The 26,948-nt window shown below is 39.1% G+C and carries 23 protein-coding genes; 13 read left to right on the top strand and 10 right to left on the bottom strand.

Annotated elements, in window-relative coordinates; all coding sequences use genetic code 11:
- Window positions 1-137 precede the first annotated feature (137 nt).
- From C9I86_RS08480 to C9I86_RS08470, 3 genes are all read right to left on the bottom strand, one after another.
- Window positions 138-3,008 carry an Hsp70 family protein gene (locus C9I86_RS08480; RefSeq protein ID WP_107276144.1) on the bottom strand — a complete coding sequence of 957 codons (2,871 nt, stop codon included), beginning with the start codon at window positions 3,006-3,008 and terminating at the stop codon, window positions 138-140.
- 168 nt (window positions 3,009-3,176) lie between these two features.
- Window positions 3,177-5,012, bottom strand: a complete 1,836-nt coding sequence (locus C9I86_RS08475; protein ID WP_107276143.1) for an Hsp70 family protein — start codon at window positions 5,010-5,012, stop codon at window positions 3,177-3,179.
- Window positions 5,012-5,680, bottom strand: a complete 669-nt coding sequence (locus tag C9I86_RS08470) for a DUF2760 domain-containing protein (protein WP_045036214.1) — start codon at window positions 5,678-5,680, stop codon at window positions 5,012-5,014. Before C9I86_RS08470 ends, C9I86_RS08475 begins: the two co-directional genes overlap by 1 nt.
- A gap of 476 nt (window positions 5,681-6,156) precedes the next feature.
- Here C9I86_RS08470 and C9I86_RS08465 point away from each other — a divergent pair, with 476 nt between their 5' ends.
- Window positions 6,157-6,510 (top strand): YajD family HNH nuclease, encoded by a 354-nt coding sequence (locus tag C9I86_RS08465; protein WP_045036123.1) that lies wholly within the window; start codon window positions 6,157-6,159, stop codon window positions 6,508-6,510.
- A gap of 132 nt (window positions 6,511-6,642) precedes the next feature.
- Here C9I86_RS08465 and C9I86_RS08460 read toward each other — a convergent pair whose 3' ends face one another.
- Window positions 6,643-7,725: a site-2 protease family protein gene (locus C9I86_RS08460; RefSeq protein WP_080157213.1), complete on the bottom strand. Its 1,083-nt coding sequence runs from the start codon at window positions 7,723-7,725 to the stop codon at window positions 6,643-6,645.
- Window positions 7,726-8,106: 381 nt separating this feature from the next.
- Here C9I86_RS08460 and C9I86_RS08450 point away from each other — a divergent pair, with 381 nt between their 5' ends.
- Both C9I86_RS08450 and lpxL read left to right on the top strand, forming a co-directional pair.
- Window positions 8,107-9,033 (top strand): LpxL/LpxP family Kdo(2)-lipid IV(A) lauroyl/palmitoleoyl acyltransferase, encoded by a 927-nt coding sequence (locus tag C9I86_RS08450; protein WP_080157215.1) that lies wholly within the window; start codon window positions 8,107-8,109, stop codon window positions 9,031-9,033.
- Window positions 9,034-9,304: 271 nt separating this feature from the next.
- Window positions 9,305-10,240 (top strand): LpxL/LpxP family Kdo(2)-lipid IV(A) lauroyl/palmitoleoyl acyltransferase, encoded by a 936-nt coding sequence (gene lpxL, locus C9I86_RS08445; RefSeq protein ID WP_080157216.1) that lies wholly within the window; start codon window positions 9,305-9,307, stop codon window positions 10,238-10,240.
- Between the two features lie 69 nt (window positions 10,241-10,309).
- On the opposite strand, the gene C9I86_RS08440 is transcribed toward lpxL, so the two are convergent.
- The 3 genes from C9I86_RS08440 to C9I86_RS08430 all read right to left on the bottom strand — a co-directional run bounded on the left by C9I86_RS08440 (window position 10,310) and on the right by C9I86_RS08430 (window position 13,820).
- Window positions 10,310-11,599: a serine/threonine transporter gene (locus C9I86_RS08440; protein WP_107276142.1), complete on the bottom strand. Its 1,290-nt coding sequence runs from the start codon at window positions 11,597-11,599 to the stop codon at window positions 10,310-10,312.
- A gap of 542 nt (window positions 11,600-12,141) precedes the next feature.
- Window positions 12,142-12,624, bottom strand: a complete 483-nt coding sequence (locus tag C9I86_RS08435) for a YajQ family cyclic di-GMP-binding protein (RefSeq protein WP_080157218.1) — start codon at window positions 12,622-12,624, stop codon at window positions 12,142-12,144.
- 137 nt (window positions 12,625-12,761) lie between these two features.
- Window positions 12,762-13,820: a 3-deoxy-7-phosphoheptulonate synthase gene (locus tag C9I86_RS08430; RefSeq protein ID WP_080157219.1), complete on the bottom strand. Its 1,059-nt coding sequence runs from the start codon at window positions 13,818-13,820 to the stop codon at window positions 12,762-12,764.
- Window positions 13,821-14,138: 318 nt separating this feature from the next.
- On the opposite strand from C9I86_RS08430, the gene C9I86_RS08425 reads away from it, so the two are divergent.
- Window positions 14,139-15,044, top strand: coding sequence for a putative PEP-binding protein (locus C9I86_RS08425; RefSeq protein ID WP_080157220.1), 906 nt, complete (start codon window positions 14,139-14,141; stop codon window positions 15,042-15,044).
- Window positions 15,045-15,167: 123 nt separating this feature from the next.
- On the opposite strand, the gene C9I86_RS08420 is transcribed toward C9I86_RS08425, so the two are convergent.
- Window positions 15,168-16,205, bottom strand: a complete 1,038-nt coding sequence (locus C9I86_RS08420; protein ID WP_107276141.1) for an FUSC family protein — start codon at window positions 16,203-16,205, stop codon at window positions 15,168-15,170.
- A gap of 99 nt (window positions 16,206-16,304) precedes the next feature.
- Entirely contained in the window at window positions 16,305-17,288 is a 984-nt protein-coding gene (gene cra / locus C9I86_RS08415; protein WP_107276140.1) for a catabolite repressor/activator, read from the bottom strand.
- Window positions 17,289-17,638: 350 nt separating this feature from the next.
- Here cra and fruB point away from each other — a divergent pair, with 350 nt between their 5' ends.
- From fruB to fruA, 3 genes are all read left to right on the top strand, one after another.
- Entirely contained in the window at window positions 17,639-18,757 is a 1,119-nt protein-coding gene (fruB, locus tag C9I86_RS08410; protein WP_107276139.1) for a fused PTS fructose transporter subunit IIA/HPr protein, read from the top strand.
- Window positions 18,758-18,768: 11 nt separating this feature from the next.
- Window positions 18,769-19,749, top strand: a complete 981-nt coding sequence (gene pfkB / locus C9I86_RS08405) for a 1-phosphofructokinase (RefSeq protein ID WP_369925259.1) — start codon at window positions 18,769-18,771, stop codon at window positions 19,747-19,749.
- A gap of 78 nt (window positions 19,750-19,827) precedes the next feature.
- Window positions 19,828-21,582 carry a PTS fructose transporter subunit IIBC gene (fruA, locus tag C9I86_RS08400; RefSeq protein WP_107276138.1) on the top strand — a complete coding sequence of 585 codons (1,755 nt, stop codon included), beginning with the start codon at window positions 19,828-19,830 and terminating at the stop codon, window positions 21,580-21,582.
- Between the two features lie 202 nt (window positions 21,583-21,784).
- Here the strand turns inward: fruA and C9I86_RS08395 are convergent, their stop codons facing one another.
- Window positions 21,785-22,756, bottom strand: coding sequence for an integron integrase (locus C9I86_RS08395; protein ID WP_107276137.1), 972 nt, complete (start codon window positions 22,754-22,756; stop codon window positions 21,785-21,787).
- Window positions 22,757-22,985: 229 nt separating this feature from the next.
- Here C9I86_RS08395 and C9I86_RS20275 point away from each other — a divergent pair, with 229 nt between their 5' ends.
- The 6 genes from C9I86_RS20275 (at window position 22,986) to C9I86_RS08370 (ending at window position 26,919) form a co-directional block, all read left to right on the top strand.
- Window positions 22,986-23,348: a hypothetical protein gene (locus C9I86_RS20275; RefSeq protein WP_241956867.1), complete on the top strand. Its 363-nt coding sequence runs from the start codon at window positions 22,986-22,988 to the stop codon at window positions 23,346-23,348.
- Window positions 23,338-23,802: a TIGR02391 family protein gene (locus C9I86_RS20270; RefSeq protein ID WP_369925296.1), complete on the top strand. Its 465-nt coding sequence runs from the start codon at window positions 23,338-23,340 to the stop codon at window positions 23,800-23,802. Before C9I86_RS20275 ends, C9I86_RS20270 begins: the two co-directional genes overlap by 11 nt.
- Window positions 23,803-24,005: 203 nt before the next feature.
- Window positions 24,006-24,308: a TM2 domain-containing protein gene (locus C9I86_RS08385; RefSeq protein ID WP_061014418.1), complete on the top strand. Its 303-nt coding sequence runs from the start codon at window positions 24,006-24,008 to the stop codon at window positions 24,306-24,308.
- 212 nt (window positions 24,309-24,520) lie between these two features.
- Complete coding sequence (locus C9I86_RS08380; protein ID WP_107276136.1) at window positions 24,521-25,255, top strand: DUF2971 domain-containing protein; 735 nt, start codon at window positions 24,521-24,523, stop codon at window positions 25,253-25,255.
- A 160-nt stretch (window positions 25,256-25,415) separates the two neighbouring features.
- Window positions 25,416-25,967, top strand: coding sequence for an ADP-ribosyltransferase (locus tag C9I86_RS08375; protein ID WP_107276135.1), 552 nt, complete (start codon window positions 25,416-25,418; stop codon window positions 25,965-25,967).
- A gap of 172 nt (window positions 25,968-26,139) precedes the next feature.
- The gene (locus C9I86_RS08370; protein ID WP_107276134.1) at window positions 26,140-26,919 is read left to right on the top strand and encodes a hypothetical protein; all 780 of its coding nucleotides are present in this window, start codon (window positions 26,140-26,142) and stop codon (window positions 26,917-26,919) included.
- Window positions 26,920-26,948: the final 29 nt, after the last annotated feature.

Below are 26,948 nucleotides of genomic sequence, written 5' to 3'. Positions count from 1 at the left end.
AATAAAATCAAAAGCCTCTGTTTTTAATCAATAAGCGTCTAATTTCAGCTTGTTTTTAAATAAGGAATATTAGATTGAATATATGCAGTTAAATAAAGGGAGGGTGAACCTCCCTTTATTGCATTGTTTTAAGTTAATTAACCAATAAGGCGTAATCCATTGGGTAACGCATCACCAAATACGCGTTTGGTTTCTGCTTCTGTCAATATTTTGACTTCAGATACCATTTCGATCCAACTATCAGGGGCTTTGCTTTGTTTTAACTTAGTAATGACTTGTTGGCGTAGCTCATCGTTAATGTCTAATGTGCGATCGCCTGTCATGCGCGTCATCATTACTGCAGCAAAACCAATGTATGACTCTTTACGCCAATCATAATTCATTAGCTCTGGTAAGCAGTAAGAGACATGCTCAGCTGACAATAGGTTATGAGCACTGCCATAGAACGGCGAACGTGTTGCAATGCGGCCAATAGCCCACCAATGTGCTTGTGCATATTGGGTTTTCTGTAAACGACCAAATAACCACTCAATCAGCTGTAGCTTCTTATCAAACGGTAAGTGCTCTAAAGAAGCCGCTAAGCGTACCATGTCTTCGTAGCTACGCTCTTGGAGCTCTTTATTCAACTTAGCGTTACGGCTTGCCCCTGGCGAAATGTATTTAGCGATGTCTTTATAGATAACAAGTTGCTGTTCTTGCGATAAGCCACCAGCGACACGACGCCAAAAAGTCCACCAATCACACCAAGTTTGAGTATTGGTATCAAATTGAATCCCGTGTTGATATAGCTGCCAGATTTGCTCCATACGGTACTCATCTGCCGGATAACCAAAGCCTGGACGCATAGTAAAGCCAGTAAGTTTTAACCAATTACGTTCATGAAGATCAGATCGGCGACGACGTTTCTTACTATCAAGTAACGCATTTGCTAGTTCACGTAAACATGGCGTTTCCCATGCGTCACGTTTGCCCAAGATTTTATCAAGATCATTACGTAATGTTTTTACTGCTTTATTATCTGCGGCTTTAGTGCCACCAAAGACTTTTTTAATCGCATCAATGGCATCTGGCATGCGTGCTGGAAGTTCACTTTCTGCAAGCGTGCTATCACTGTCATTGTTAGTACGATTTAATCGGGCTAAGTCTTTACGAATAGCAAATTCAACTTTCCAACGTTTGCCATTATCATTAAGGCTAACTGCTTCAATTTGCAGGGTGCCTACTTCAGTTAGCTGGCAAGCTAGGGTTACTTCTTCACGATCTTTTTGGTTCGCAGCCAGTTGGTCACGATCACGATCACTGTCTAAGGTTGCAATGAATGGCGGCAGGCTAACATAACCATCACCGACGATTTCAATCAGTTCACCAATATCGTGATGTTTATCATTGGTAGAAGAAACTAAGTTAAATCGTACTGGCTCACCTAATGTTAATGCAAATTTACGGTGAGTTAGCGTAACTTCGACACCTTCTTCAATCCCTTTAGGTAATAAACAAATTCCTTGCTTAGTGCCTTTATTTTCACCAATAGTGAGGAAGAATGAACGAGCAGAACCACCTCCAATTTTGAGTTGTGCGCCATGACGTGCTTTGGCATAAGCAACAGCGCCAAAGGCAACCGCTAAGTCAGGGTGGAGGTTTTTAAGTTCAGTAACTGGAGCACCGCGCCAGCGAGAAATAATATCTAGCGTACGTGCTGACAGTAGGGGGCTGTTAAACACACCACCATTGAGCAGTACGGCAACTGGAATTGCAGGTTGATCATCACTAATAATGATTGAATCAGGGTGATGCAGGTTAAAATCATTAAACGCTTCACGACAGACATTGTCATGCAGATCAATAAATTGTGCTACATGCTTACTGATAGCTGGATCCGCTGCATAGGGAAGTCCAAACTCAACCATCGCTGCTTGACGTTGGTTCGGTTGATCTGTAAATGCGGTGATAGGGAAAAAGCCATCAAGGGCGATGCTATGCACTTCTTCACGGTTCAGCTCAATACTTTTAGCACCACCAATCAAACGTGAGCCACTGCCTAGCATGGTTACTTTGGCGTTGTCTGGTGCATTGCCTGATAATAACTTTTCTTTCACTTTTCGCGTTTGCTGAATGAGCTTTGATAACGCGGCAGGGCTGAGTTTTTTAGATTCGCCATGTAATCGTTGTTCGGCAACGTGTGCTAATGCTAAATCGAGATTATCGCCGCCTAACATTAAGTGATCGCCAACCCCAATACGATCAAGGGTCAATTTACCCTCATCAGTGCCAACTTTGATTAAACTTAAATCGGTAGTACCACCGCCGACATCGCACACCATTAATAATGGAATGTCTTTTAATAATTCATCAGCTTGTTGACGGTTTTGGGCATACCAGTCGTAACACACCGCTTGTGGCTCTTCTAGTAGTAATACTTTCTTTAATCCTGCCAATTCTGCAGCTTCTAGTGTCAGTGCGCGTGCTGACTCATCAAAAGAGGCCGGAACGGTAATGACCACTTCTTGTTGGGCAAGTTTGTCATTTTTATGATGATAGTCCCACGCTTGGCGGACATGATTAAGGTAACTTGCACTAGCAATAACTGGCGAGACTTTCTTTACATCAGACGTTGAGGCCGTTGATGACCAAGGTAATATTGCTTCATTACGATCAACATGTTGATGTGATAACCAACTTTTCGCACTGACAACTTGGCGACCTTCAACTTTTGCACCTAACTCACGTGCAAATTCACCAATAATCACACTTGGAATTTCACCGTTTACAGGCTCAGCATTCCAAGGTAATACTAATTGAGTGGCGTCCATTTCGCCTTCCGCGGGATGATAGCGGAATGAGGGTAATAGTGGTTTACGCGCAACTTCACCCGGTGCAATTAATTGATCAATTTCAAAAATATGCATCGGACTTGTTTCTAACGTATCTGTGATTTCACAATAAGCGACAACGGTGTGTGTTGTACCAAGGTCAATACCAACGAGATAACGTGGAGAAGATGAAGACATGCTGGCTCCATAAAATAATTGAGATGAGAACATAGCCAGATGAGAAACGTTTGATGTGTCAGTGTGTTGCGGGTAAGAAACAGATAAGAATGTACCCCTGACATGCTTCATTGGCTAGTGATTAGATAAATAAACGGCGCACTATAAAGTGCGCCGTTGTGCGAACAATTAAGCTTCGCGGACGTCAAATTCGACTTGCCATTTCTGACCATTATCAGTCGCAATAGCTTCAAGGCATAACATACCTAATTCGGTCACGTGTGACGCTAGCTTAACAGGAATAACCTCGCCAGCGCTACGACCTTCAGAGACAGGTAATGTCATTTGAATTGTCGGTAATTCTTCCATTTCTTCTGGCTGCCACCAATCAAGGTGTGTACCTGCAACATCGTCACGACGTACAGTTGAACCAAAGAACTTAAATTGTACTGGCTGGCCGATAATCAAACCAAACTCTTGGCTTGGTACATCAGCTTGACTGCCTTCTTCCATACCAAAAGGAGCTACACATAATGCTTCTAGTGGCGGCTCCATGCCAGGAATAGCGGGCATTGCACTTTCAATACCGACATAGTAGCTACTTGCGATACCACCACGAATACGGACACCTTTACCACGACGTACCGAACCGTAATATGACGCGCCACTTGCTACCGCCAGATCAAGATCAAGACCTGAAAGTAGTTTCGCTTCAGTTGAACCTGCCGTTGTTAACCAGCTGTTGATGGTTGATAACAGGCGATCTGATAGTAATGAAGATTTAAGCACACCACCGTTAAACAAAATAGCCGTCGGGCGAATAAAGCCTTCATGCTGTTGTTCATATTGTGCAAATAGTTCTTCAACAGCTTGGCTTTGGCGGCTTAAAAAGCCTGCGACATGGCGTGATACCGCAGCATCTTGTGCATAAGGCAGACCCATTTGAGTCAGTGCACCACGTGCTGTTTGTACTGGCTGTTCTTCAATCGCTGTTTGAGGGAAGAAACCTTCAACTAGCGTTTGTTGTACTTCTTCTTGGGTCAGTTCAGTTTGTAACGTACCGCCTAATAGCTTAGAACCACGGCTAGGAACAACAATCGGCATTGATTGTAATTCTGCATCGTTCAGTAATGCTTCTTTAGCGTCACGACATGCATGAGTAATGGCGAGTACTTGCCATGGTTGTAATTGTTTACCTTCTTGCGCAAGCTTCATCTTTAAGCGATAAGCGAGAGCAAGATCCATGTTATCACCACCCAAAAGGATGTGATCGCCAACAGCAACACGGTTAAGGGTTAAATTACCGTCTTCTTCAGTAACAGCAACTAACGATAAATCTGTTGTACCACCACCGATATCGATCACGAGGATGATATCGCCAACAGCTACTTGATCACGCCAGTTTTCGTCGTTATTTTTGATCCAGCTATAAACTGCCGCTTGTGGTTCTTCAAGCAAGGTTAGGTGCTTAAAGCCAACATTGCGTGCTGCTTCTGCGGTTAATTCACGTGCAGCAGGATCAAATGATGCAGGTACCGTGATTGTAACGTCTTGATCACAAATAGGCGCTTCAGGATGTTGGAAATTCCACGCATCAGCCATGTGCTCAAGGTATTTTTGTGTTGCCTCTAATGGCGATACTTTAACGACTTCTTCTGGGCTATTGAGTGGCAAAAATGCTTCGCGACGGTTGACACCACCGTGACAAAGCCAACTTTTTGCACTGGAAATAAGACGGATAGGGGTCTTACTACCTAAATTTCGTGCCATCGCACCAACAATAGCATTGGGTTTTGCATTCCAAGGAAGTGCAGTATCACCTTCAGCTAATTCTGATTCATGGGCTTGGTACATAAATGACGGTAATTGGTTTTTCTCTTCCACATTACCAGGCGTGGTTAATTGTGGAATAGCCATTACTGTGACATCAGCGTTTTCATTTTCAAGATCGACATAAGACAACACACAATGTGTTGTGCCTAAGTCAATACCCACGCTGTAGCGATGTTGTTGTGCTTCTTGCATTATAGTTCTACCTCAGCGGCTGCGATGATATGTACATCATGGCCTTCTGCCAATTTAGGCAATTTAACATTTGTCACTTTCCAACCGCGATGGATTAAAGTGCCATTAAATGGTGCTTCACCAACTACGTTACCCGTTAGGCGTACTTCAGATGCGTTAAAACCTTGGGGTAGAGTAATACGTGATTCTTCTTCTTCAGCACGAACAGGTGCGAAGCTAAAGTATTCGTTAAGTACTTTCTGACCACCTTCATGAATAACACGAGCAGCGGCACCAATATCAGCATCGGCAAAGCCTTTAAGATCTTCTTGCATAAAATCAATAAAGCGCGCGTCTTGTTGTAAAAGTGACAGTAGCTGGAGAGCTGAATCGGGTGTTGATGTTTTAAGTTTTGGTTCAACTTCTACTTCAACGATTTTCTCAACAATTTTTTCTACTTCAACAATTTTTTCAACAGGTTTCTCGACGATCTTCTCAACGATTATCTCGACGGGTTTTTCAATCTCAACGATTTTTTCTACTTCAATCTCTTTTTCAACAATTTTTTCGATCTCAACAGGTTTACCTTTTTTCATTAGATACATTAACAAAAAGATCACTGCTAATGCGCCTAAGATAGCGTGCCCCATGTCGATACTCTTTGGCATCGCCGACAAATCTACGTGCATCGCTGATAATTCAGTGAGCATATTGGAAAAATCAAAAGCCATATTTGTTTACTCTTAGCGGTTAAAGGTCGATTCGTGAAACGTTCTGTTAGAATCAGCTTCAAATAATTGAATGAATCTTAGCATAGACCTTTTAAAAACGTGTTATCTATACAAGGTTTTATCCTCTAAAATCTCGAATAAAAGGTCTCTTCGCTTAAATTACAGTCAAAATATTAAGTTAAATACAATGAATTTCTGTGTGATTTTTAACGGAAAAGATTGCCTGCTTTATATATGGAGGCGCTTAAAAACGATTTCAAGCTAACTGTTTGTATTAAAAGATCAACCTAGATTAAAATGTGATAGATAACAGAAGAGCTGAAACTTTACTTGAAATTTGTTGTTCGGTGATGGTTCAATACGACCATTGGCAGAGAGTTGCCTAAACGGCTAGAGAGACTAGCTGTTTATTTCTTTATAAAATAGGTCAAGATATGTCGTCTGATTATACTGGTACTAGTGCTGCTTATGCTCGCCAAGAAGCGGGCTACCGTGAAAAAGCATTAAAAATATATCCTTGGGTGTGTGGCCGTTGTTCGCGTGAGTTTGTTTATTCAAATCTACGTGAGTTAACCGTTCACCACGTCGATCATGATCATACGAATAACCCTCAAGATGGTAGTAATTGGGAGTTATTATGCTTATTTTGTCATGATCATGAGCATGAGAAATACACCGATGCTGATAATGGTCAAGGCAGTGTAATTCGTGCGGGTGAAGATGATCACCAAGCTGCGACATTTAACCCTTTTGCAGATCTTAAAGCGATGATGGAAAAGAAAAAATAATCTAATGCGCGAATAAGATTAGCGACTGTTATTGATTATAATAGCCAAGAAAAGCCAGCAATTGTTATTTGAATGCTGGCTTTTTTATTGTTATTTTTTGTTGTGTTGCTCTATATGGTTAAGCTAACGTAATTAAGTGCCTAAAATTTGTAGCGGCAGACTTAATAAGCTGTCACCTAGGCTCGCAAAGTAGGCAATAATACCGATAAAGGCAGCAACAAGACTGACATACCATACGGTTGAGAATATTTGACCATAGCGATCTAAAGGCAATAAATGACTTTGATGACGTTGTCGCCATTCAAAAATAATCTCTAAACTGCCCATAATCAATAGGAAGCCAAATAGAGTCAGGCCTAAACGGTAGCTTAAAATTACCCCAGCAACTGCCGCCAATGCACAAGCAATAATGCCAATTTTACTGTTCATCGAAAAACTAATGCTTTTTAGAACATGACCACCATCGAGAGGTAGAATAGGTAATAAATTAAACAGATTTAATAGTGCATTAAAGACGGCTAAACCCGCAAAAAACATTTCGCCAGTGATCCAATAAGCGATCATGCTGGCTAATGACATGATTAAACCAAATGCTGGCCCCATAATAGAAATCACCACATCCTGCCAACGGGTGTTAATTTTCTCATCACTTAATGCTAAACCGCCAAGAAAAGGAATTAAATAAATACCTTTGGTTTTCATGCCAAAATATTTCATGGCACGAATATGCCCATATTCATGGAAAACTAAACAAGCCAGTAACGCTAATGCAAATTGAATTGAGAATAGCCATGAATAAGCAGCAAGGCTTGCAGAGGCAAGTACGACCTTAATTAATTTAGCACTTTTGAGGGCTTTCATGCCTAAAGACACTAATCCAATCAGGCTGAATTTTTTCTCTGGTTTTATCGGTTGCTGAGGGTGTTGGCGTTCAATATCTTTAACATCCCGCTCGCCTTGCGCAATCATTTGGTCATTAGCCGTCGCGTGATATTGGATCAGAAAAGGTTGCCAACTCAAGCTTCCGTTCAATTGGCATTGAATAGTTTGTTCATTATTAGAAAGCTCAAACTGGTGTATAAACTGATCTGTATCGGTTGGCGCAGCGGCAATTTGAGAAACGAGAGTGTTGTCCCAAAATAATTGTTGCCATCCTGCCATTGAGCCTTCAAGTCGTAACGGCTTACCTAAAAAATCGATTACCAATAATTCCAATGCATGATCCACAGAGTAAAGAAAGATAGGGCAATTATACGGAAAAATGCGTATTGAACGAGTCTCTGTTACGGGTTGTTACATATTACTCGTTATGAGAGGCGAAAGTTGATATTAGTAATAAATAACAGTTTGATAATAAAAAGATTTAGTTATCTTTAATTTTACATCGTGGTTGTTTTTTATACAGAATATTCGCATGTTAAACAGATTTTTATTTATTTTTATTGGAAAGTTTGTATTGCGTCAATTTTCATCACAAATAGACGAGTTTTACTTTTTACTATCATGGTTAGGCTTTATTATAGACGCCTATCTAATTATTATATTTTTTGTATTTTTTAGGATAAAAAATAACGAAAAAATAGGTCACAATATCGCATGAGTTTTAAAAATAAGCCTGTATTTACACGATCATTACTTCACCCTCGTTACTGGGGTACATTAGCATTAGTGGGATTAATGTATTCGCTGAGTTTATTACCCTATTCGGTGCAACATTTTCTAGGGAAGCATATTGGCCGTTTAGCGATTAAGTTAATGAAAAAGCGTCGCCATACTATTTATCGTAATTTAGAGTTGTGCTTTCCTCTGATGAGTGAAAGTGAACGAGAAAATTTAGTTAAAGAAAATATTGATAACACGGGTTTGGCATTGTTTGAAACAGGCATGGCATGGTTTTGGTCTGATGCTCGCGTTTGTCGTCACGTTACGATTAACGGCATGGAGCATATGGAACAACTTGAACGCGAGGGCAGAGGTGCATTAATGGTTGCGGTGCATTCAATGAATCTTGAACTTGGCGCGCGTGCTTTTGGCATTAAAAAAACCGGTATGGGTGTTTATCGCCCCAATAATAATCCGTGTTTTGATTTCTTCCAATATCAAGGTCGCTCACGATCTAATCGTACTTTAATTGATCGTAAAGACGTTAAGGGCATGCTGCGAGCGCTAAAATCTGGTGAGCGAGTGTGGTATGCGCCTGATCATGATTATGGTCTTCGACGTTCAACATTTGCCCCTTTGTTTGCGGTAGAACAAGCATGTACTACTACAGGAACGAGCTTATTAGTTGATGCGACAGATTGTGCAGTCGTGCCATTTACTATGGTGAGAGATAATGATTCTGGTCATTATACGTTAACGATATGCCAGCCTGTTGAGGGCTTCCCGCATAAAGATCCTGATGCTGCGGCTGGGTTTATTAATAAGATTGTAGAGCAATCAATCATGGCAGCCCCAAGTCAATATATGTGGTTACACCGTCGTTTTAAAAATCGTCCAGAAGGACAGCCAAGTCTTTATTAATTAAAGCGACATCATAAAAATACTGCGAAAGCTCACTTTTTAAGTGGGCTTTTTTTATTTTATATATAGCCAATAATTAAAGTTGATTTATTAACCAAATAATAACTAAACTTAATCTTTGCTGTATAGCAATTATTGGGATATTACATTGACTTGCATTCAATAAAGTATTTTACATAATATAATGGCACGATTAGTTATGTGAGTTTTTTAAGAGACTGTTTAGAATACGTATTCTTAAAATATGAGCAGAGGAACCCTGTATTTTATTATGAGTAGATTTACTGAGCCAGCATTTCGTAAAGCTTTCTTACATCCGCGTTATTGGCCTGTTTTAATATTAATAGGAATAATGTATTTGCTAAGTTGGCTGCCTTATTTTATTCAGTTTCGTTTAGGGCAATGTATTGGCCGATTAGTCATGAAGATGATGTCCGGTCGCCGCGATACAGTCCAGCAAAATATCGCTCTGTGTTTTCCCTTTATGGCGAAAGAAGAGCAACAACATATAATGAAGCAGAATATAGATAACGCTGGGCTGGCCTTATTTGAAACGGCAATGGCGTGGTTTTGGCCTGATATTCGTGTAGAACGGCATGTTGAGGTCGAAGGATTAGAGCATGTAGAACAGTTACAACAGCAAGGAAAGGGTATTTTACTAATAGCAGTACACTCTATGAACTTAGAATTAGGTGCACGTGCTTTTGGTTTAAAGACTCCAGGAGTTGGCGTATATAGACCGAATAATAATCCCTGTTTTGATTACTTCCAGTTTAAAGGTCGTGTACGTTCCAATAAATATATGCTTGATCGTAAAAATGTGAAAGGCATGCTTAAAGGCTTAAAGAATGGTGAGATATTATGGTATGCGCCTGATCAAGATTATGGTCATGGTCGTAACTCAACCTTTGCTCCTTTATTTGCAGTAAAAGAGGCTTGTACGACAACAGGCACCAGTTTGTTGGTTGATGCTTCAGGTGCGGTGCCTTTGGCTTTTGCGATGATTCGTAATAGTAACAGTGGTAAATATACGTTAAAAATATTTCCGCCATTAACTGAGTTTCCACATAAGGATCCTCATGCTGCTGCGGTGTATATCAATAAAGCAGTTGAACGTTCTATTATGTCTGCACCAAGTCAATATATGTGGTTACACCGACGGTTTAAAACCCGTCCTGAAGGTGAGCCGAGCTTATATCATTCATAAGCCATTGATGTGAGAAAATAAAAAACCGAGCTTTTAGGGCTCGGTTTTTTTGTATGATGGCGTGCAATATTACTGTGCTAATGAGTAGAAAATAGCAGAGATAGACATTAAACCAATAACAGTAACGAAAACATTACTAATTGAACCTGCATATTTTTTCATCGCTGGCACTTTCTTAATTGCATACATTGGCATGATAAACAACAACATCGCAATAACGGGTCCACCCAAGTTCTCAATCATACCTAAAATACTTGGGTTTAATGTTGCAACTGCCCAAGTGGTAAGCAGCATAAACAAAGCAGTGAAGCGGTTAAGTTTTTTGTCTGAAAGTGTTTTGTTATTATCACGCGCGACTTTATGAATAATGCCATTCAAACCTTCACTTGCGCCTAAGTAGTGGCCCAAAAATGATTTTGTGATAGCAATAATTGCCACAATCGGTGCAGCATAAGCAATAACGGGTGTATCAAAATGATTCGCTAGGTAAGTCAAAATTGAGGCATTTTGTGCTTTAGCTTCGATGAGGTTAGCAGGCGTTAAACTTAACACGCAACTACAAACAAAAAACATCACCGTAATAACCATCATAATATGGGCGCGTAATAAAATACGAGACCCTTGGCGTTCTGCATTAGCACCATATTCTTTTTCTTTAGCAACAGCGAATGAAGAAATAACTGGTGAGTGGTTAAATGAAAACACCATTACAGGCAAGATTAGCCATACAGCCATGATGACGGTATTACTGCCGCCGCCTTGAGGAATAATATCAGTGAAAATAGCACCATTCCAATGCGGAACAAGGTATAACGCCAGCATCAGTAGAACCGCAACAAAGGGAAATACTAAAATACTCATCGCTTTTACGATCAGTTGCTCACCTAAACGAACAATGGCCATTAATACAAGAATCAAAACCAAAGCTAAGATTGCACGTGCTGGTGGCTCAATACCTAACTGAAACTTCATAAAGCTTTCAACGGTATTAGTTAAAGCCACACTATAAACAAGCAAAATAGGGTAGATAGCAAAGAAGTATAAGACAGTAATAATCTTACCCATATTTTTACCAAAGTGCTCTTCAACCACTTCTGTAATATCAGCACCAGGGTTAGCACTTGATAGTACAAAACGCATCATCGCTCGGTGAGCAAAAAAGGTCATTGGTAACGCTAAAATCATCATTACGATAAGGGGAATTAAGCCGCCAACCCCCGCATTGATTGGTAAAAATAAAGTGCCAGCACCAACTGCTGTGCCATATAAACCGAGCATCCATACGGTATCACTTTTACTCCAGCCGAGCTTTTGGGTATTTTCGGTTGTTGCAGTTGTTTTCTGTTGTGCGGTGCCCATTATGGACATCTCCTTTATTTTCTTTTCAGTCACTGCATACCGAGATAAGTGAAGCCGTACAAGCAAGCAAATAGATAGTGATATACAACAAGGATAATTGTTGTAAGAGGTGAGCGTTCCATGATCGTAATAAGCATTCCGTGCTAGTTATCGTTGCTGTTGTTGTTACCTACTTATGTTAGTTACAGAGAATGAAAAATAATTAACCATTATTGAAGTGCGTGAATTATAGGGTATAAGCATGCTCCGCAACAATTTTTGCAAATAAAAAAAATTCGTTTGCTTAAAAAGTATTCTACAGTGTGATTTTTATGTTGCGACTGTTATTGGAACGTTTTTAAGGTGGGGTTTTTTGATAAATTGATGTTTGTGTTGTGTGTTAATTTATATTTGTATGACGTATTTTCGCATAACAGTAAAGTATAATTTTGATAAACACAGTTTAAATATTATTACTTTTTTTAAATTCATTCAAAAAAAGTTTAATATTTTATTCAAAAAAAAGGAAGCGTAAGACGCTTCCTTCTTTATATTTGTTGCGATTAATCGCGGAAATTATCAAATTGGAATGGCTGACCCAGTTCTTGAGAACGAACAAGTGCCATTGTTGCTTGTAGATCATCACGCTTTTTAGCGGTAACGCGGAGTTTTTCACCTTGAATAGACACTTGAACTTTTAGCTTTGCGTCTTTAATTTCTTTAACTAGCTTCTTAGCATTGGTTGTTTCGACGCCTTGCTTAAATTCAATATTTTGTGATGCTGTTTTACCAGAAAACGTCACGGTTTTACGCTCAAGAGCATTGGCATCAACGCCACGCTTAGCCAGATTACCACGTAAAATAGCAACGATTTGATCAACTTGGAATTCTGATTCTGATGTGATCTTGACGATTTCTTTATTTAATTCTACGTTGGCTTCAACACCACGAAAATCAAAACGAGTACTAATTTCTCGGATTGAATTATCTACCGCATTTTTAATTTCTACGGTATCTACTTCAGAAATAATATCAAAAGATGGCATGTTATTGGCCTCTAACCTAAATGTGGGAATCTATCCCGTTATGAATTAATGAGTACATTATACTGTTAATTTAATACGAAGAAAGGAGCGACAATATATTGATGCTCCTTTTATTGTATTAAAATAGTAAAGCAAACTTATGCATTGGCATCTTTAATTGCGCTGGCTAGCATATCAAGCATCACTAATGTATCTTTCCAATCAATACAGGGATCTGTTATCGATTGACCATAAACAAGCTCGTTTTCTTTACCGCAGATAACCGCTTGATTACCTTCTTTAATAAAGCTTTCAGCCATAATGCCTGCAATTGACTGGCTACCATTACGAATTTGCTCACAAATATCAGCCGTAACATCAAGCTGGCGTTTGTGTTGTTTTTGGCAATTACCATGGCTAAAGTCGACAATTAACTTTGGTGCTAACTCAAATTCAGCCAATGTTTCGCAAGCCGTTGCAATATCTTGGTGGTGATAATTTGGCATTTTGCCACCACGAAGAATGATATGACCATATGGATTGCCGGCAGTACGATAAATAGTCATTTGACCGTTCTTATCGGGTGAGCAAAACAAATGAGATGCGCGCGTGGCACGAATAGCATCAATCGCAATTTTAATATTGCCATCGGTACCGTTTTTAAAACCAACAGGGCAAGATAATGCAGAAGCCATTTCACGATGGATTTGAGATTCAGTGGTGCGGGCACCAATGGCTCCCCATGTGATGAGGTCAGCAATATATTGACCGGTGATCATATCTAAAAACTCAGTCGCAGTGGGTAGCCCTAGCGCATTAATATCAATTAATAATTTACGCGCTTTATGCAAACCAGTAGCCAAATCGAGACTACCATCTAAATGTGGATCTGAGATTAAACCTTTCCAACCAACAACAGTACGCGGCTTTTCAAAATAAGTACGCATAACGATAAATAATTGGTCTTTATATGTTTCTTGTACAGCAACAAGGCGTTTCGCATAGTCCATAGCAGCGTCGGTGTCATGAATTGAACATGGACCTACAATCACCAAAAGACGAGAATCTTTACCTGATAAGATTGCTTCTACTTGCTTACGTGCACTATCAACATGCACTGCAATAGCATCTGTCATTGGTGAGGCTGTTTCTACTTCTGCTGGGGTCGGCATTCGACCTAGACTTATTGTGCGAAGTTCATCTGTTTTCATTGGCATAATAGTTTGCCTACCTTGGTATTCCTGTAATAACCCCGTTAAGATAGCCCAAATCAGCACTGGAATAAACCAAACTTGTGATAACAAATAGGTTTTTAATGAGTAATTGTGGATATTGTTAGCTGAAAGGGTGATTTTACATGCAATTATGCATCAGCATAAACTTGGTAGCATATGTTCATGAAGTTGAATAATTGTTATCAAATAACGTTTTATTCTTGCTTGAAAATTAAACACACAGTAAGGTCAATAACGGTCTATTTTATTGGTGCAAAGGGATAGACATTAGGCTATTTAACATGGAGGTCGAGGTGGAATATGACAACACAAACCGAATTAATGCTGGCAACAACCGCGGTGTTACACAATGCACAACAATTAGCGACGCTAGACCATGAAGGGATTGGGTTAGTTTCTTTAGATGATCTTATTGCCACAGAAGTTGGTATTCATCCGTTAGTTTTTACCCAACAAAATCTTTTATCTGATGTGACTCAACAAGCGTTACAACAAAAAATAGCGGATCAGTATGGACAACAGAGTGTCGCATTAGCTGAATATTATGTTGCTCTGCTGACTGAATTATTAATATCAGCAGCCAGACAACAAGGCTCTGCACCATTAAAAGTACAATTAGCAGGGGCTAATGCTGAATGTCGCTATCAATTACTCGGTGCTGAATTAGAAAGTGCCGAAGTTAATCCTTTATTAGGGTTACGCGGTGCAAGTTTTTATGCTGATGTTCATTATAAAGTGAGCTTTGCATTACAATGTGAAGCAATTAAGCGGGCTCGTGCAGCTGTTGGTGGTGATACTATTGAACTGGTAGTACCGTTTGTGCGTACCTTTAGTGAAGCGGCAACCATGATTGATTTACTGGCTGAACAAGGTTTATGTCGTGGTGCAAATGGCTTAAGAGTGCATATGCTTTGTTCAGTACCTGCAAATGCATTGCTAGCGGATACTTTTATTCATTACTTTGATGGTTTTGTCGCAGATGTTACGCAATTAGCACAATTGGCATTAGGACAAGATTTTGCCAATACCAAGCTTCATTATCGGGTTGATACTCAAAATGATGCGGTGATACAGCTATTAAAAATGTTGTTAGCAGTTGCGGGCAGTGCATCCAAAGAATGTGATATTTATTATGATGCAATTTCACAAGCTCCGCGTTTACAACGGTGGCTGATGGATCATGAAGTTAACACTGTTATTTGTTAATTAAGGCTATTTGTAATCATCAGTTAGTTGCTAATCATAATGATGAGAGAGTAGTTGTTATTTAGTCATAAAAAACCAGCGACTATTGATTTTAATAGCGCTGGTTTTTTTGTTATAGATCGTTTACTTCTGATTAATAATACGTAATTGAATAATCAACGCTTCTAGGCGACCAATAAATTGACGTGTTAGCCAAAAATAACCGTAAATACCCAATGCATTAGCCGCATCCGTTGGGGAAATCTCTTCAGCCATCGTCGATAACAAATCAATATCAGGTAATGGTTCAATATTTGATAAATCCGCATGCGGCGTTGATGCTTGTTCTAATTGGCTTAGAATCGTAATAATATGCTGCTGATAGACTTTTAAATCATTCTGAGCTAGTAATTGACGACGGCTAATATCTGAACTCCAATGAGTTTCAATTAATTGTTCAGTTACACTAATTAATGAACGTTGCACGGTAATGATTGTTCGATAATGGCCGGCGAGTTTGTGCCTTTCTTTTTGCACATTAGGTAATAGAATGATCATCTTCATGTGGCGTTCTAATACTTCACGTTTCATGGCATTAAGCTGTTTAATACTTAGCATGTGGGCTGAAGCGTGTGCTTGGTAAAGCTGACGTAATGCACGTAAGTTTTGATTAAACAGGGTATTCCAACTTGTTATCGCGCGAATAGGTAATAGCAACGAAAAGGCAATGGCAATTAAACTACCAATTAAGATATTGGCAACGCGCCATAATGCCACACTTACTTCTAGCGCGGTGTCTCCTTGATAAGAAACAATAATGAGTGTCATCACGGCTAAAAAGAAGAAATAGATATTTTTACCGTAAGATTTTAGTGATAGCAAAAATACCCATGCCAACATCCACACCGGAATCAGGTAGTCCAGCTTATCGGGGAATAAAACTGTCAATAACCCCAACACTGCGCCTAATAATGTGCCACCAATACGCTGAAAACCTTTATAAACAATGGCTCCTGCATAAGGCTGCATCATAACCACAACCACGGTGACAGGACCCCACATTGAATGTGGAACGTGGACAACAGCATAAAAGGCAAGCGTAAAAGCAATCGCCAATGTTACCCGTAAAGCATGAGAAAATTGTGCATGCGATATTAATAATGCTTTAAGACGTAAATACATGGTGGAGCCTATAGCAACCTAATAGAAAGAGAGAATAATGTGTAATCGAGTATTTTTTCATTATTGCTATTATTCCGCAATAGAATAATAGCAATATCATTAACGATGAATGACTTGGCGCGGAATAACCTCAATATTTGGCTCATAACTTCCGTTTATCGCTTTTAGTGCCAATGTAAGCGCATGATCAGCAATAACTTCAAATTGTTGTGGTAACGACTGTATTTTATTGGGTAAAAAATCCAATAGGCGGTTATCACCAAATGTTGCGAGATAAGTACGACTCATCAGTTGTGGATTTTTAAGTAAACAATCCAGTACCCCTTCAAACAAGGTATAGGATGTTGCTAATATCGCATCAGGAAAACAGTCATCATCAATCCATTGTTGGACCATACGTTGCCCATTTTGCTGACTAAAATGTTCCCCATAACTTATAATAGTCGTCATCGGCTGTGAATGGCGGTTAATCGCTGCGGTAAAGCCTTGCTGGCGTTCTTTCGATACTCCTAAATCTGCAACGGCACCAATAAGGCCAATACTGTTAATTGGCTTACTCAACAATGATTGCGTCAGTTGATAAGCACCTTCTAAATCTTCACTGATCACGGAGATAAAAAACTCATCGTCTAATGCACGGTCAATGGCAATAACAGGCACGCCATTAGCTTGAATCTTTCGATAAAATGCGTTGTCAGAAGTAAGGGCACTGGCAACAATCAACGCATCAGTTCGACGGCTTAACAGCATGTCGGCCACTTTCATTTCGGTTGCAGGATCATCATCAGAGCAAGAGATAATCATTTGATAACCCGCTTTGCGCGCATCACGCTCTAATAACTTAGCAATTTTGGCATAACTGCTGTTTTCTAAATCAGGAATGATCAATCCAAGTGAATGGCTGTTTCCAACTCGAAGCGAGGTAGCAGCATGATCGGGGCGATAGTTATGTTCTTCAACAACAGCCATTACTTTGAACTGAGTTTTTTCACTAATACGATATTGTTTTGCTTTACCGTTAATAACATAACTTGCCGTTGTTCGAGACACGCCTGCTAGTTTTGCGATTTCATCCAATGTCATTATCGTTATCCGTTGTGAATTCATGTTAGGGAAAGCATCAGAGATTTAATCGGGCTGATTGTTATTTACTAAATATAAGTTTGTGCGCTTGATCATATATTCACTTAATGCATACTTATCAGCGTTTGCAATTCTAGCTGAAACGATTCAGTATGCAAGCTGAAAGGTTTCAGCAGGGTGTTGTTAAACGATAAACACCCGTTGTGAACATTTTTTATTTCCCGTTTTGCTGAAACGATTCAGCTATTGATAAGCACATACTGCGATGAAGTGAATAGGGTTTATCAATAGCTTAATGAACAGCATTATAAATAGCGACGATCTCACAGAGCATTGAATCGGAGAGTTACATGTTATCACTGTCTAAAAATGATATTACGATGCAACAAACGGCATCGAACAAACAAGACGCCATTAAAGCGTTGGCGGCTGATCTTGAAGCAACGGGATTAGTACAGACAGGGTATGTCAATGGCATGCTTGCCCGTGAGCAACAGAATTCAACCTATTTAGGTAACGGTATTGCGATTCCACATGGTACGACTGAAACCCGTGATTTAGTTAACCATACCGGAGTGAAAATTCATCACTTTCCACAAGGTGTGCCATGGGGCAATGATAATACGGCTTATATTGCAATAGGGATTGCGGCTAAATCGGATGAGCATTTAGGCATTCTAAAACAGTTAACCAAAGTGTTATCTGCTGATGGTATTGAAGAAAAATTACGCCATTGTGAGTCTGAGCAAGCGATCATTACCTTATTAAGTGGTGATGAGCAGCAAGAGGCTGAATGTAATGCTGAGCTTATTTTAAAGCAATTTCCAGCACAAGATTTATTACAGTTAACCGCTGTTGCTGCGGGCTTAATTAAATACCAAGGATTTGCAGAAACAGCCACCGTCACTGATGCGATTAATCAAGGTCCGACTTATTTAGGTCAAGGGCTATGGCTGGTTAAAAGTAATAAACAAGTGCAACGTACCGCGATTGCAGTGGTAACACCTCAAGAGCCTTTTGAAGAATTAGGTCACCCTGTGGCGGGTATGATCATGATCGCGGCCAATAATACTGCCCATAAAGCGAACCTTGAATACCTCACATCTTTGATTTATCAAGGCAAGATTGCGCAATGGTTAGCATCTTCAGCACAAGAAATGGTAACCGCACTGACGCAAGTGACCTTAGAAGGTAATCAAGCAATCTTTAAGATTCGTAATCCCCATGGTTTACATGCTCGCCCTGGTGCAATGTTAGTTAATACCACCAAGAAATTCGATGCGGATATTCAAGTGGTTAATATCACCAGCGACAGTAAGCCCGTTAATGCGAAAAGTTTAATGAAAGTGATTGGCCTTGGTGTGAAATGCGGTAATGAACTGCAATTTACCGCACATGGTAGTGATGCAGACGCGGCATTAACGGCAATCGGTCAAGCTATTGCTGATGGCTTAGGCGAAAAACTATAAGGATCGCAGCAATGACAATTTCAACCTTACATACAGAGACACAAACCATGCACCATGTTGTTAAACCCAAAGTTGTAGCGGTAACACTCAATCCAGCATTAGATCTTACTGGCAGTTTAACGGCTATTTCGCTAGGCAGCGTCAATGTGGTTGATAGCGGAAGTCTTCATCCTGCGGGCAAAGGTGTGAACGTTGCTAAAGTTTTAGCAGAGCTTGGTGCTGATGTGACAGTAACGGGTTTATTAGGTGCTGATAACCAAGAACCTTTTTGCCAATTGTTTGAGCAAATCGGCGCAACCGATAAGTTTATCCGCGTGGCGGGCGCAAGCCGAATTAACGTTAAATTAGTCGAAAAAAATGGTCAGGTAAGTGACATTAATTTCCCTGGTGTTGCGGTTACTGCGGCCAATATTTTAGCCTTTGAAAAGACATTATTTGAATTAGCAGTCACCCATGATGTGTTTGTGATTGCTGGTAGCTTGCCACAAGGCATTACCCCTGATATGTGCGCTAATTGGTTAGAAAAATTACATCAATTAGGCAAAAAAGTGTTGTTTGATAGCAGTAAATCAGCCCTTGCCGCAGGTTTAGATGCTCATCCATGGTTGGTAAAACCAAATGGTGAAGAACTGGCTGAATGGGCAGGGAAAGCATTAGAGACTCAGCAGCAATGCATGGAAGTTGCTGAACAAATCGCAGCGAAAGGTATTGCTAATGTGGTGGTATCACTCGGTGCAAAAGGGGTGATGTGGCTTAACCATGAAGGCTGGTTACATGCCCAGCCGCCAAAAATGGATGTCGTGAGCACCGTTGGCGCAGGCGATACTTTAGTCGCTGGTTTATGTTGGGGTGAACTTAATCAACATTCAAAAGCGCAGTCATTACAATTTGCGACGGCATTATCAGCAGTAGCGGTGACACAAGTGGGTGTCGGTGTTGATAATATCAATAAAGTTAATGATATTGCTAAACATGTCATTGTAACTCAATAGCTTAAGTACATAGAGCTTAATCACATCATTGCTTAACGACAGAAGAACATGTGAAGCAACATTGACCAAGGTGTAAATATGAAAATAGCATTAGTAACAGCTTGTCCTAGCGGCATCGCAACCACCATTATCGCAGCGGGTTTATTAGAAAAAGCCGCCGCAGAACTACAATGGCAAGCAAGCATTGAATGCCAAACTGCATTTAATCCAACCAAAGAACTGACTCAACAACAGATTGATGACGCTGAAGTGATCATCATTGCGACGGGCACAGCGATTGATAACTCACGCTTTGTGGGTAAAAAAGTTTATCAAGCGGATATCACAGCTTGTTTTGAAAATACCAAAGCATGGCTAACAGACGCTGTCACACAAGCACAATTATTAACAGCAGCCAGCACTCAACCTGTCGCTGATGAAATCGATAATGCGGTTAAGAAAATTGTCGCGATCACTGCTTGCCCAACGGGTGTTGCTCATACCTTTATGGCAGCAGAAGCATTGACAGAAGAAGGTCAGCGTCAGGGTTATGATATTAAAGTTGAAACCCGTGGCTCAGTGGGTGCTAAAAACCAACTTACAGATGCTGAAATTGCAGCCGCAGATTTAGTCATTATCGCTGCCGATATTGAAGTAGACTTAGCCCGATTTAATGGCAAAAAGCTTTACAAAACCAGCACAGGGTTAGCACTTAAGAAAACTAAACCAGAGCTAGAAAAAGCCTTTGCAACCGCCACGGTATATCAACATTCTGGAAATACTAACGCTCAAACGGCGGACACCAAAGCAGAAAAAGCAGGGCCGTATAAACACCTAATGACAGGTGTGTCTTACATGTTGCCATTAGTGGTAGCTGGTGGTTTATCCATTGCCTTATCGTTTGTATTTGGTATCGAAGCCTTTAAACAAGAAGGCACGTTAGCCGCAGCCTTAATGACCATCGGTGGTGGCTCAGCATTTGCGTTAATGGTGCCAGTATTGGCGGGTTTCATTGCATTCTCAATTGCTGATCGCCCAGGTTTAGCGCCGGGTTTAATTGGCGGTATGTTAGCAAGTACCACGGGCGCGGGTTTCTTAGGCGGTATCGTTGCCGGTTTCCTTGCCGGTTACAGTGCTAAGTTCTTGGTTGAAAAAATCAAACTGCCACAATCAATGGAAGCGTTAAAACCGATTTTGATTGTGCCATTATTAGCCAGCTTAATTACCGGCTTGGTAATGATTTACATCGTTGGTGGTCCAGTATCAGCTGCAATGGCAGGTTTAACCACATTTTTAAACAACATGGGTTCAGCGAACGCGGTATTACTGGGTATTATTCTTGGTTGTATGATGTGTTTCGACCTAGGTGGCCCTGTAAACAAAGCCGCTTATACCTTTGGTGTTGGCTTGTTAGCTTCACAAACCTATGCCCCAATGGCAGCAGTAATGGCAGCGGGTATGGTGCCAGCAATGGGTATGGGTTTAGCAACATTCCTTGCGAAGCGTAAGTTCTCAGCCAGCGAAAATGAAGCAGGTAAAGCCTCGTTTGTATTAGGCATGTGCTTTATTACTGAAGGCGCGATCCCATTTGCAGCCCGCGATCCAATGCGTGTTATTCCAAGCTGTATGATTGGTGGCGCATTAACAGGTGCATTATCAATGTTGTTTGGTGCAAAACTAATGGCTCCCCACGGTGGCTTGTTTGTTCTGCTAATTCCAAACGCAATTTCACCAGCATTGCTTTACTTAGTCGCCATTGCTGCGGGTACGGTAGTTACTGGTGTATTGTACGCATTCTTAAAGCGTCCAGAAGAAGGCTCAGTTGCGGCTGAAGCGGCACAAGCTAACGCTTAATTAATAGCGAATAGATTATTTATTTAAAGCCGACTTAATTGTCGGCTTTTTTATGGAAGAAAGGTTATAGGTTATTAGGGACGAGGGTTTAGGAACAGCGCATGTTGTTATATTAAAAGTCACAATAGCTCGTCATTCCCTATAATGAGATTACGAACGCGATATGGAATCTATTTATAGCGTGTTGTAGTGTTATTAATTATTATTTATTTAATAGGTTTGATAATGGACTTCTTACTCCATTTGCTCCGTTATTTAAAACGTGTGTATAGATTTGTGTTGTTTTAAGATCACTATGCCCTAGTTGGTCTTGAACGGTACGAATATCTGCACCAGATTCAAGTAAATGAGTAGCAAAAGAGTGCCGTAATGTGTGGCATGAAATGTTTTTTTTGATATTTGATTCTTTAGCTGCATTTTTTAAACAACGTCTAATCGTCGTTTCATCTATATGATGACGTCTAATTTCTTTTGTTGCAGGATCTTCTGATAATTTATAAGAAGGAAATAAGAATTGCCAAAGAAAGTCTTTTGGTGCTGAAGGATATTTTTTATTTAAAGCATGAGGTAACCATACACCACAATATTGTTTATTTAAAATATCTTGTTTAAAGTAATTATGAACTATTTGTTGTTGTGCTTTTAATGCGGGAATTAATTCAGGTGCTAATGTTACACGACGATTTTTATTTCCTTTTGATAACCAAATCATTATTGACTGATAATCATAGTCAATATCTTTTATTCTAAGATAAAGTAACTCACTAATACGAAGACCACTACCATACATAAGTTGAATTGGTAGTTTATAGTGGGGATCAATAAACTGAAAAAGATAAGCTATTTCTTTCTGTGTTAAAACAACGGGCAATTTTCGTGCATATTTAGCACGTGAAAACCTGAGTTTTTGAGATAATGGCCTTTTAATAATATGTAAATATAAAAAGACAAGTGCATTAAGGGCTGTAGCTTGTGTTTTTGCTGCAACATTTCTTTGATTGGCTAAATAAGACAGAAATTGTTCAACATCATCATTGTCTAATTTATCAGGATGTTTTTTATCATGGAATAAAATATAGTTTTTTATCCAATATAAGTAACTTTCAACAGTACGTTTTGCGTAGTTTTTTTGATACGTGTATTCTTTTATGTAAGTTAGAAAGAGAGAAGCCATTGCGCACCTTTTATACTGTTAATACATACAGCAATTAGTATTAGTAAAAAAAGTGGAAACTAAAAGGTAGGTGCCCGATTTTGTGACTTCTATCGGGCAACCAATGTAATAATGTTTTTGATTTATAATGTTTTTTGTATAATGACGAATTAAATACGGGCGCAGGTTCAAAGAACAAATTCGGGCAAGTTGTTAATATAATAAGTTGTTATATTTTTTAAGGTGACTTATGGCAAGAATAGAAAGTTTAGATTTTAGTGTGGTTGAATCAATTTGCCGATTACTTGGTGATACTTCCAGTGGTTTTACTGGAGCGGAAATAGGAAAATTACTCTATGAATCTGGTATTGAAGATATTGATTCAGCTAACACCAAATGGAAAAGGTTGAATTCAGCATTAGCAAATAAACAAATGATTGATGGGTGTGCTAATAATGTTTTGGCTTTCATCCAAAATGCGATTAATCCAGCACGTCATTATAATAATTTGGAATGGTTTAATGATACTCGGTTTCAATTAAATCAAATTCTCAGTTTTGCAGGCTTTAATATTGGCGAAAATGGAAAGGTAGGTACAGTGACTGATCAGTGAAGCTGCTGCAAGGGCTTACAAATTAAAGGATCATTTAGTTTCTCGTAATGTTCATCCTGATGTTCTGAAATATTGTAAAGAGGAATTAGTTGTAGATAATTACTTTCATGCTGTATTTGAGGCTACTAAAAGTGTTGCTGATAAAATCAGAAATAAAACAGGTTTAACTTCTGATGGTTCAGCGCTAGTTGATGAGGCTTTTTCCTTTAAGCAAGTACCGCATTTAGCACTAAACTCTTTAGTCAGTGAAAGCGAGAAAAGTGAACAAAAAGGCTTTATGAATTTACTTAAAGGGTTATTTGGTACATTTCGTAATACTACAGCTCATGCTCCAAAAATCACTTGGGCTATAGAGGAAATTGATGCATTAGATATCCTTTCTATGGTCTCTTTGGTTCATCGACGATTAGACAAAGCTGTACAGACTAAAATGATGTACGAATCAAAAATATAACAAATGCATCAACACGATTTGCTACACTCGGCATTGTCAGTTTGCCTTTAGTTTCAGTGATTAAGGCGTTAAAATTCAGTTAAGTCTGTATCGTAGCAAACGTGTTATGCAGGCGTTATGTGAATGTTTTCAATTTTAACCTAGTAACTCTTTAGTCTTATAGTGTAGTATTTTGGTTAAATTTATTTAATGGAGAAAATGGAATGTCTCAATTAGTTTTTTGTCGTGGTTGTGGTACTGAAATTCATGAATCGGCACTTGCATGCCCAAAATGCGGCGCTCAGCAATCTCAGAAAACAGACACTAACTCAAATTGGATTGTTGCTGTATTACTTTGCTTCTTTCTAGGTTTTATTGGTGCACATAGATTTTATACTGGACGAATTGGTTTAGGTATTGCTCAATTATTAACATTAGGTGGGCTCGGTTTGTGGACTTTAATTGATTTTATTCTGCTTCTTTGCGGTAAGCTTAAAGACTCTGAAGGAAATTACATTAAAAATTAATAGTCAGCTTAAGGTCTTTTATAATTTAAGGCTTTTATTCGCTGTATTAATTCACATAACAAATGCATCAACACGATTTACTACACTCGGCGTCTCTGGTTGTCGGGTGTTTCTCGTTTTAAGGCGTCAATTTTAGGTATAATTGCATAGTAGTAAACGTGTTATGCAGGCGTTATAAGCCTAATGAAGATAATTGAATATTTTGGAGAACCATGAATTACTTTAAGTATTATAGCGCGAATCCTAAAGCAAGTTCTGAAGAGATACTTGCTCCTCTCAGGTACCACTCTTTAAGGTATGTTTCTGCAGATCAGTTCAATGACCCATATGATAGTAAATGTTTTTTTGAAACACTTGATGGTGAAAGAGATGACTCACTATCGGATACGATTAACCGACATTTAAGAATAGCCAGCATGAGTCGTAATCCACACTCACCCATAATGTGGGCTCATTATTCTACTAACCATGCAGGTTACGTAATGGGTTACAATTTGATAGAACTTCCAAGTAAAGCAGTGGATTATGAAGATATTAAGCCGTTTTGTTATTCTACAAGTGCTATAAGAGAAGCTATTTTAAAAGAAACCCCAAACGTTACGTCATCAGAATTAGCTGACGTAATGAAACAGCATCTGCTTTCTAATGACTCTTATATGCAATATTTGATGGATGCTATCTTTACAAAGCACTTAGACTGGAAATACGAAGAAGAGCATCGATTTATCGACGTAAATTTAGGCGGAATACCAGATAAATATATTGATCTGGATATTGGTGTGATAAACGTTAGAGCAATCCTTCTTGGATACAAATTTGATCATGAAAAATTAGATAATGAACTTAAAGAAATCATTAACCATGTCTATGGTGGTTCTATAGAGGTTTATAAGGCTGAGCTAAGCCTTGAAAGGTATGAAATGAAGTTTAAACCTTATGAACTGTGATCGTCGGCTTATAACAAAGCGTTTAAGGCAGATTCGCAACGCGTGGCATTTGTAGTTTAAATCAAGTTTTGTGTTTACGGTGCAATGGTTTAGGTTCAGTGGTAGCGTTGCTCACTACTTAACGCGGCGTTATGTTGTAGAGGTCGTTAAATAAGTAGTGATGAGTAAGAGTTTAGAGAATTTTTTAAAAGTAGCCGTATATGACCAGTTTTGGGCTATGGTAAAGCTGAATCATACAAAAGTAAAAAAAGAAGTTTTACTTTCTAGGGATGAAGCGGTTGCTCTTTACGCATATACAACTTGTTATCCTCCAATGTATAAGGAAATTAATTCTGCTTTACGTGCAGGTAAACTTAATAATTTCATAATAAAGCTCGTTGATTCTGGACTAACTAAACTTCCTATTTATCAAGAGCAATTTGTATATCGTTGGTCAATTCCTACATTAGATGAGCAAGAAGCATTAGCAAATAATGAAGTTACAATAGATGGAGCATATTTAAGTACCTTAAAAGCACCTAATGAAATTACGATGGTTGAGCATGATTGTATGTTATTAAAAATAAAGCACTTGAATGGTCGTGATATAGCTTTATATTCAGATGATTACTCTATTGAAATCCAAGAAGTATTAATCCCTAGAGGTTCTTCATTTATAACTCATAATCCACATGACCAAGAATATGATTTGACTATTGAACAGGTAGCTTAGGTGAACTTTTTGAGTTACAACATAACAAATGCATCAACACGATTTGCTACACTCGGCGTTGTCAGTTTGCCTTTAGCTTCAGTGATTAAGGCTGTAAAATTCAACTAAGTCTGTATCGTAGCAAACGTGTTATGCAGGCGTTATGTAACTTAATTGAAATTGGGGTAATGAATTGAAAAAACACGATAAAATTTTAATTGTACTAGGGACTTTTAGTTTAGTGTTCGTTTTAATATTTGAAGTGATAGCGAGAGATTGTACTGAGTGGTTTGCTGGTGCGGGTGAGTTGGTATCAGTATTAGTGAATATATTTTTATCTTGTTTAGCTGGCTGTATAATCTACTTCATCAGTTGTTATTTACCTTTGCGAGAAATTGAGCGTAAGAGACATGAAGAACAAGTTAAAGTTGATGAAATTGTTGCAGTTCACCTAAGAAATGTTTTAGACAGTATATCTAGGATCTTTATTGTCGCATATGGGGATTGGGCGAAATTTGAAAGTATCGTCCTTAACCCATTAGATGAGGTTGAGTTTAAATCAATAGCAAAAAATATAAAGCCAACTGATATTGCTGCAATATCTAGAAGTAAATTTGATCCAAATACTGGTGTGGGGTATCCGATGACAGTTGAGGACTTTATTTTTGAGTCGATAGAAAATATCTTAGGTGAACACCAAAAGCTCTTTCAGCTTGAACGCTTCTTATCCGTAGATCTCATCAAAACATTATCGCGTACAGAACAAACTCAAATTATTAGTAATTGGGACACCTTGATGAACGATAAACCCACAGTCATCGGTGGGCAGAAGTATTATTGTCCAAAAGGGGATTTAGCAAATTACAGCTCGGCATTTAAAAGTTTGGATGAATCATTTAGAAGCTTCCAGAGTGAAATACTCCTTTTAGCACACACGGAAGCAGGTAAGCAGTACAGTAAAGCATTTAAGTAAACAGTTACATAACAAAGCAATCAACACGA

The organism is Photobacterium sp. NCIMB 13483, assembly GCF_003025475.1.
In the GTDB taxonomy this organism is placed as follows: Bacteria; Pseudomonadota; Gammaproteobacteria; order Enterobacterales; family Vibrionaceae; genus Photobacterium; species Photobacterium piscicola.
Note: the sequence above shows the minus strand (reverse complement) of the source record. Positions and strands in the feature narration are given on the sequence as shown.

Bases quoted from the DNA above. Each gene is read 5' to 3' on its own strand.
- C9I86_RS08480 (WP_107276144.1), bottom strand. From the start codon at position 3,008: ATGTCTTCATCTTCTCCACGTTATCTCGTTGGTATTGACCTTGGTACA.
- C9I86_RS08475 (WP_107276143.1), bottom strand. From the start codon at position 5,012: ATGCAAGAAGCACAACAACATCGCTACAGCGTGGGTATTGACTTAGGC.
- C9I86_RS08470 (WP_045036214.1), bottom strand. From the start codon at position 5,680: ATGCACGTAGATTTGTCGGCGATGCCAAAGAGTATCGACATGGGGCAC.
- C9I86_RS08465 (WP_045036123.1), top strand. From the start codon at position 6,157: ATGTCGTCTGATTATACTGGTACTAGTGCTGCTTATGCTCGCCAAGAA.
- C9I86_RS08450 (WP_080157215.1), top strand. From the start codon at position 8,107: ATGAGTTTTAAAAATAAGCCTGTATTTACACGATCATTACTTCACCCT.
- lpxL (WP_080157216.1), top strand. From the start codon at position 9,305: ATGAGTAGATTTACTGAGCCAGCATTTCGTAAAGCTTTCTTACATCCG.
- C9I86_RS08440 (WP_107276142.1), bottom strand. From the start codon at position 11,599: ATGGGCACCGCACAACAGAAAACAACTGCAACAACCGAAAATACCCAA.
- C9I86_RS08435 (WP_080157218.1), bottom strand. From the start codon at position 12,624: ATGCCATCTTTTGATATTATTTCTGAAGTAGATACCGTAGAAATTAAA.
- C9I86_RS08430 (WP_080157219.1), bottom strand. From the start codon at position 13,820: ATGCCAATGAAAACAGATGAACTTCGCACAATAAGTCTAGGTCGAATG.
- C9I86_RS08425 (WP_080157220.1), top strand. From the start codon at position 14,139: ATGACAACACAAACCGAATTAATGCTGGCAACAACCGCGGTGTTACAC.
- C9I86_RS08420 (WP_107276141.1), bottom strand. From the start codon at position 16,205: ATGTATTTACGTCTTAAAGCATTATTAATATCGCATGCACAATTTTCT.
- cra (WP_107276140.1), bottom strand. From the start codon at position 17,288: ATGACATTGGATGAAATCGCAAAACTAGCAGGCGTGTCTCGAACAACG.
- fruB (WP_107276139.1), top strand. From the start codon at position 17,639: ATGTTATCACTGTCTAAAAATGATATTACGATGCAACAAACGGCATCG.
- pfkB (WP_369925259.1), top strand. From the start codon at position 18,769: ATGACAATTTCAACCTTACATACAGAGACACAAACCATGCACCATGTT.
- fruA (WP_107276138.1), top strand. From the start codon at position 19,828: ATGAAAATAGCATTAGTAACAGCTTGTCCTAGCGGCATCGCAACCACC.
- C9I86_RS08395 (WP_107276137.1), bottom strand. From the start codon at position 22,756: ATGGCTTCTCTCTTTCTAACTTACATAAAAGAATACACGTATCAAAAA.
- C9I86_RS20275 (WP_241956867.1), top strand. From the start codon at position 22,986: ATGGCAAGAATAGAAAGTTTAGATTTTAGTGTGGTTGAATCAATTTGC.
- C9I86_RS08385 (WP_061014418.1), top strand. From the start codon at position 24,006: ATGTCTCAATTAGTTTTTTGTCGTGGTTGTGGTACTGAAATTCATGAA.
- C9I86_RS08380 (WP_107276136.1), top strand. From the start codon at position 24,521: ATGAATTACTTTAAGTATTATAGCGCGAATCCTAAAGCAAGTTCTGAA.
- C9I86_RS08375 (WP_107276135.1), top strand. From the start codon at position 25,416: ATGAGTAAGAGTTTAGAGAATTTTTTAAAAGTAGCCGTATATGACCAG.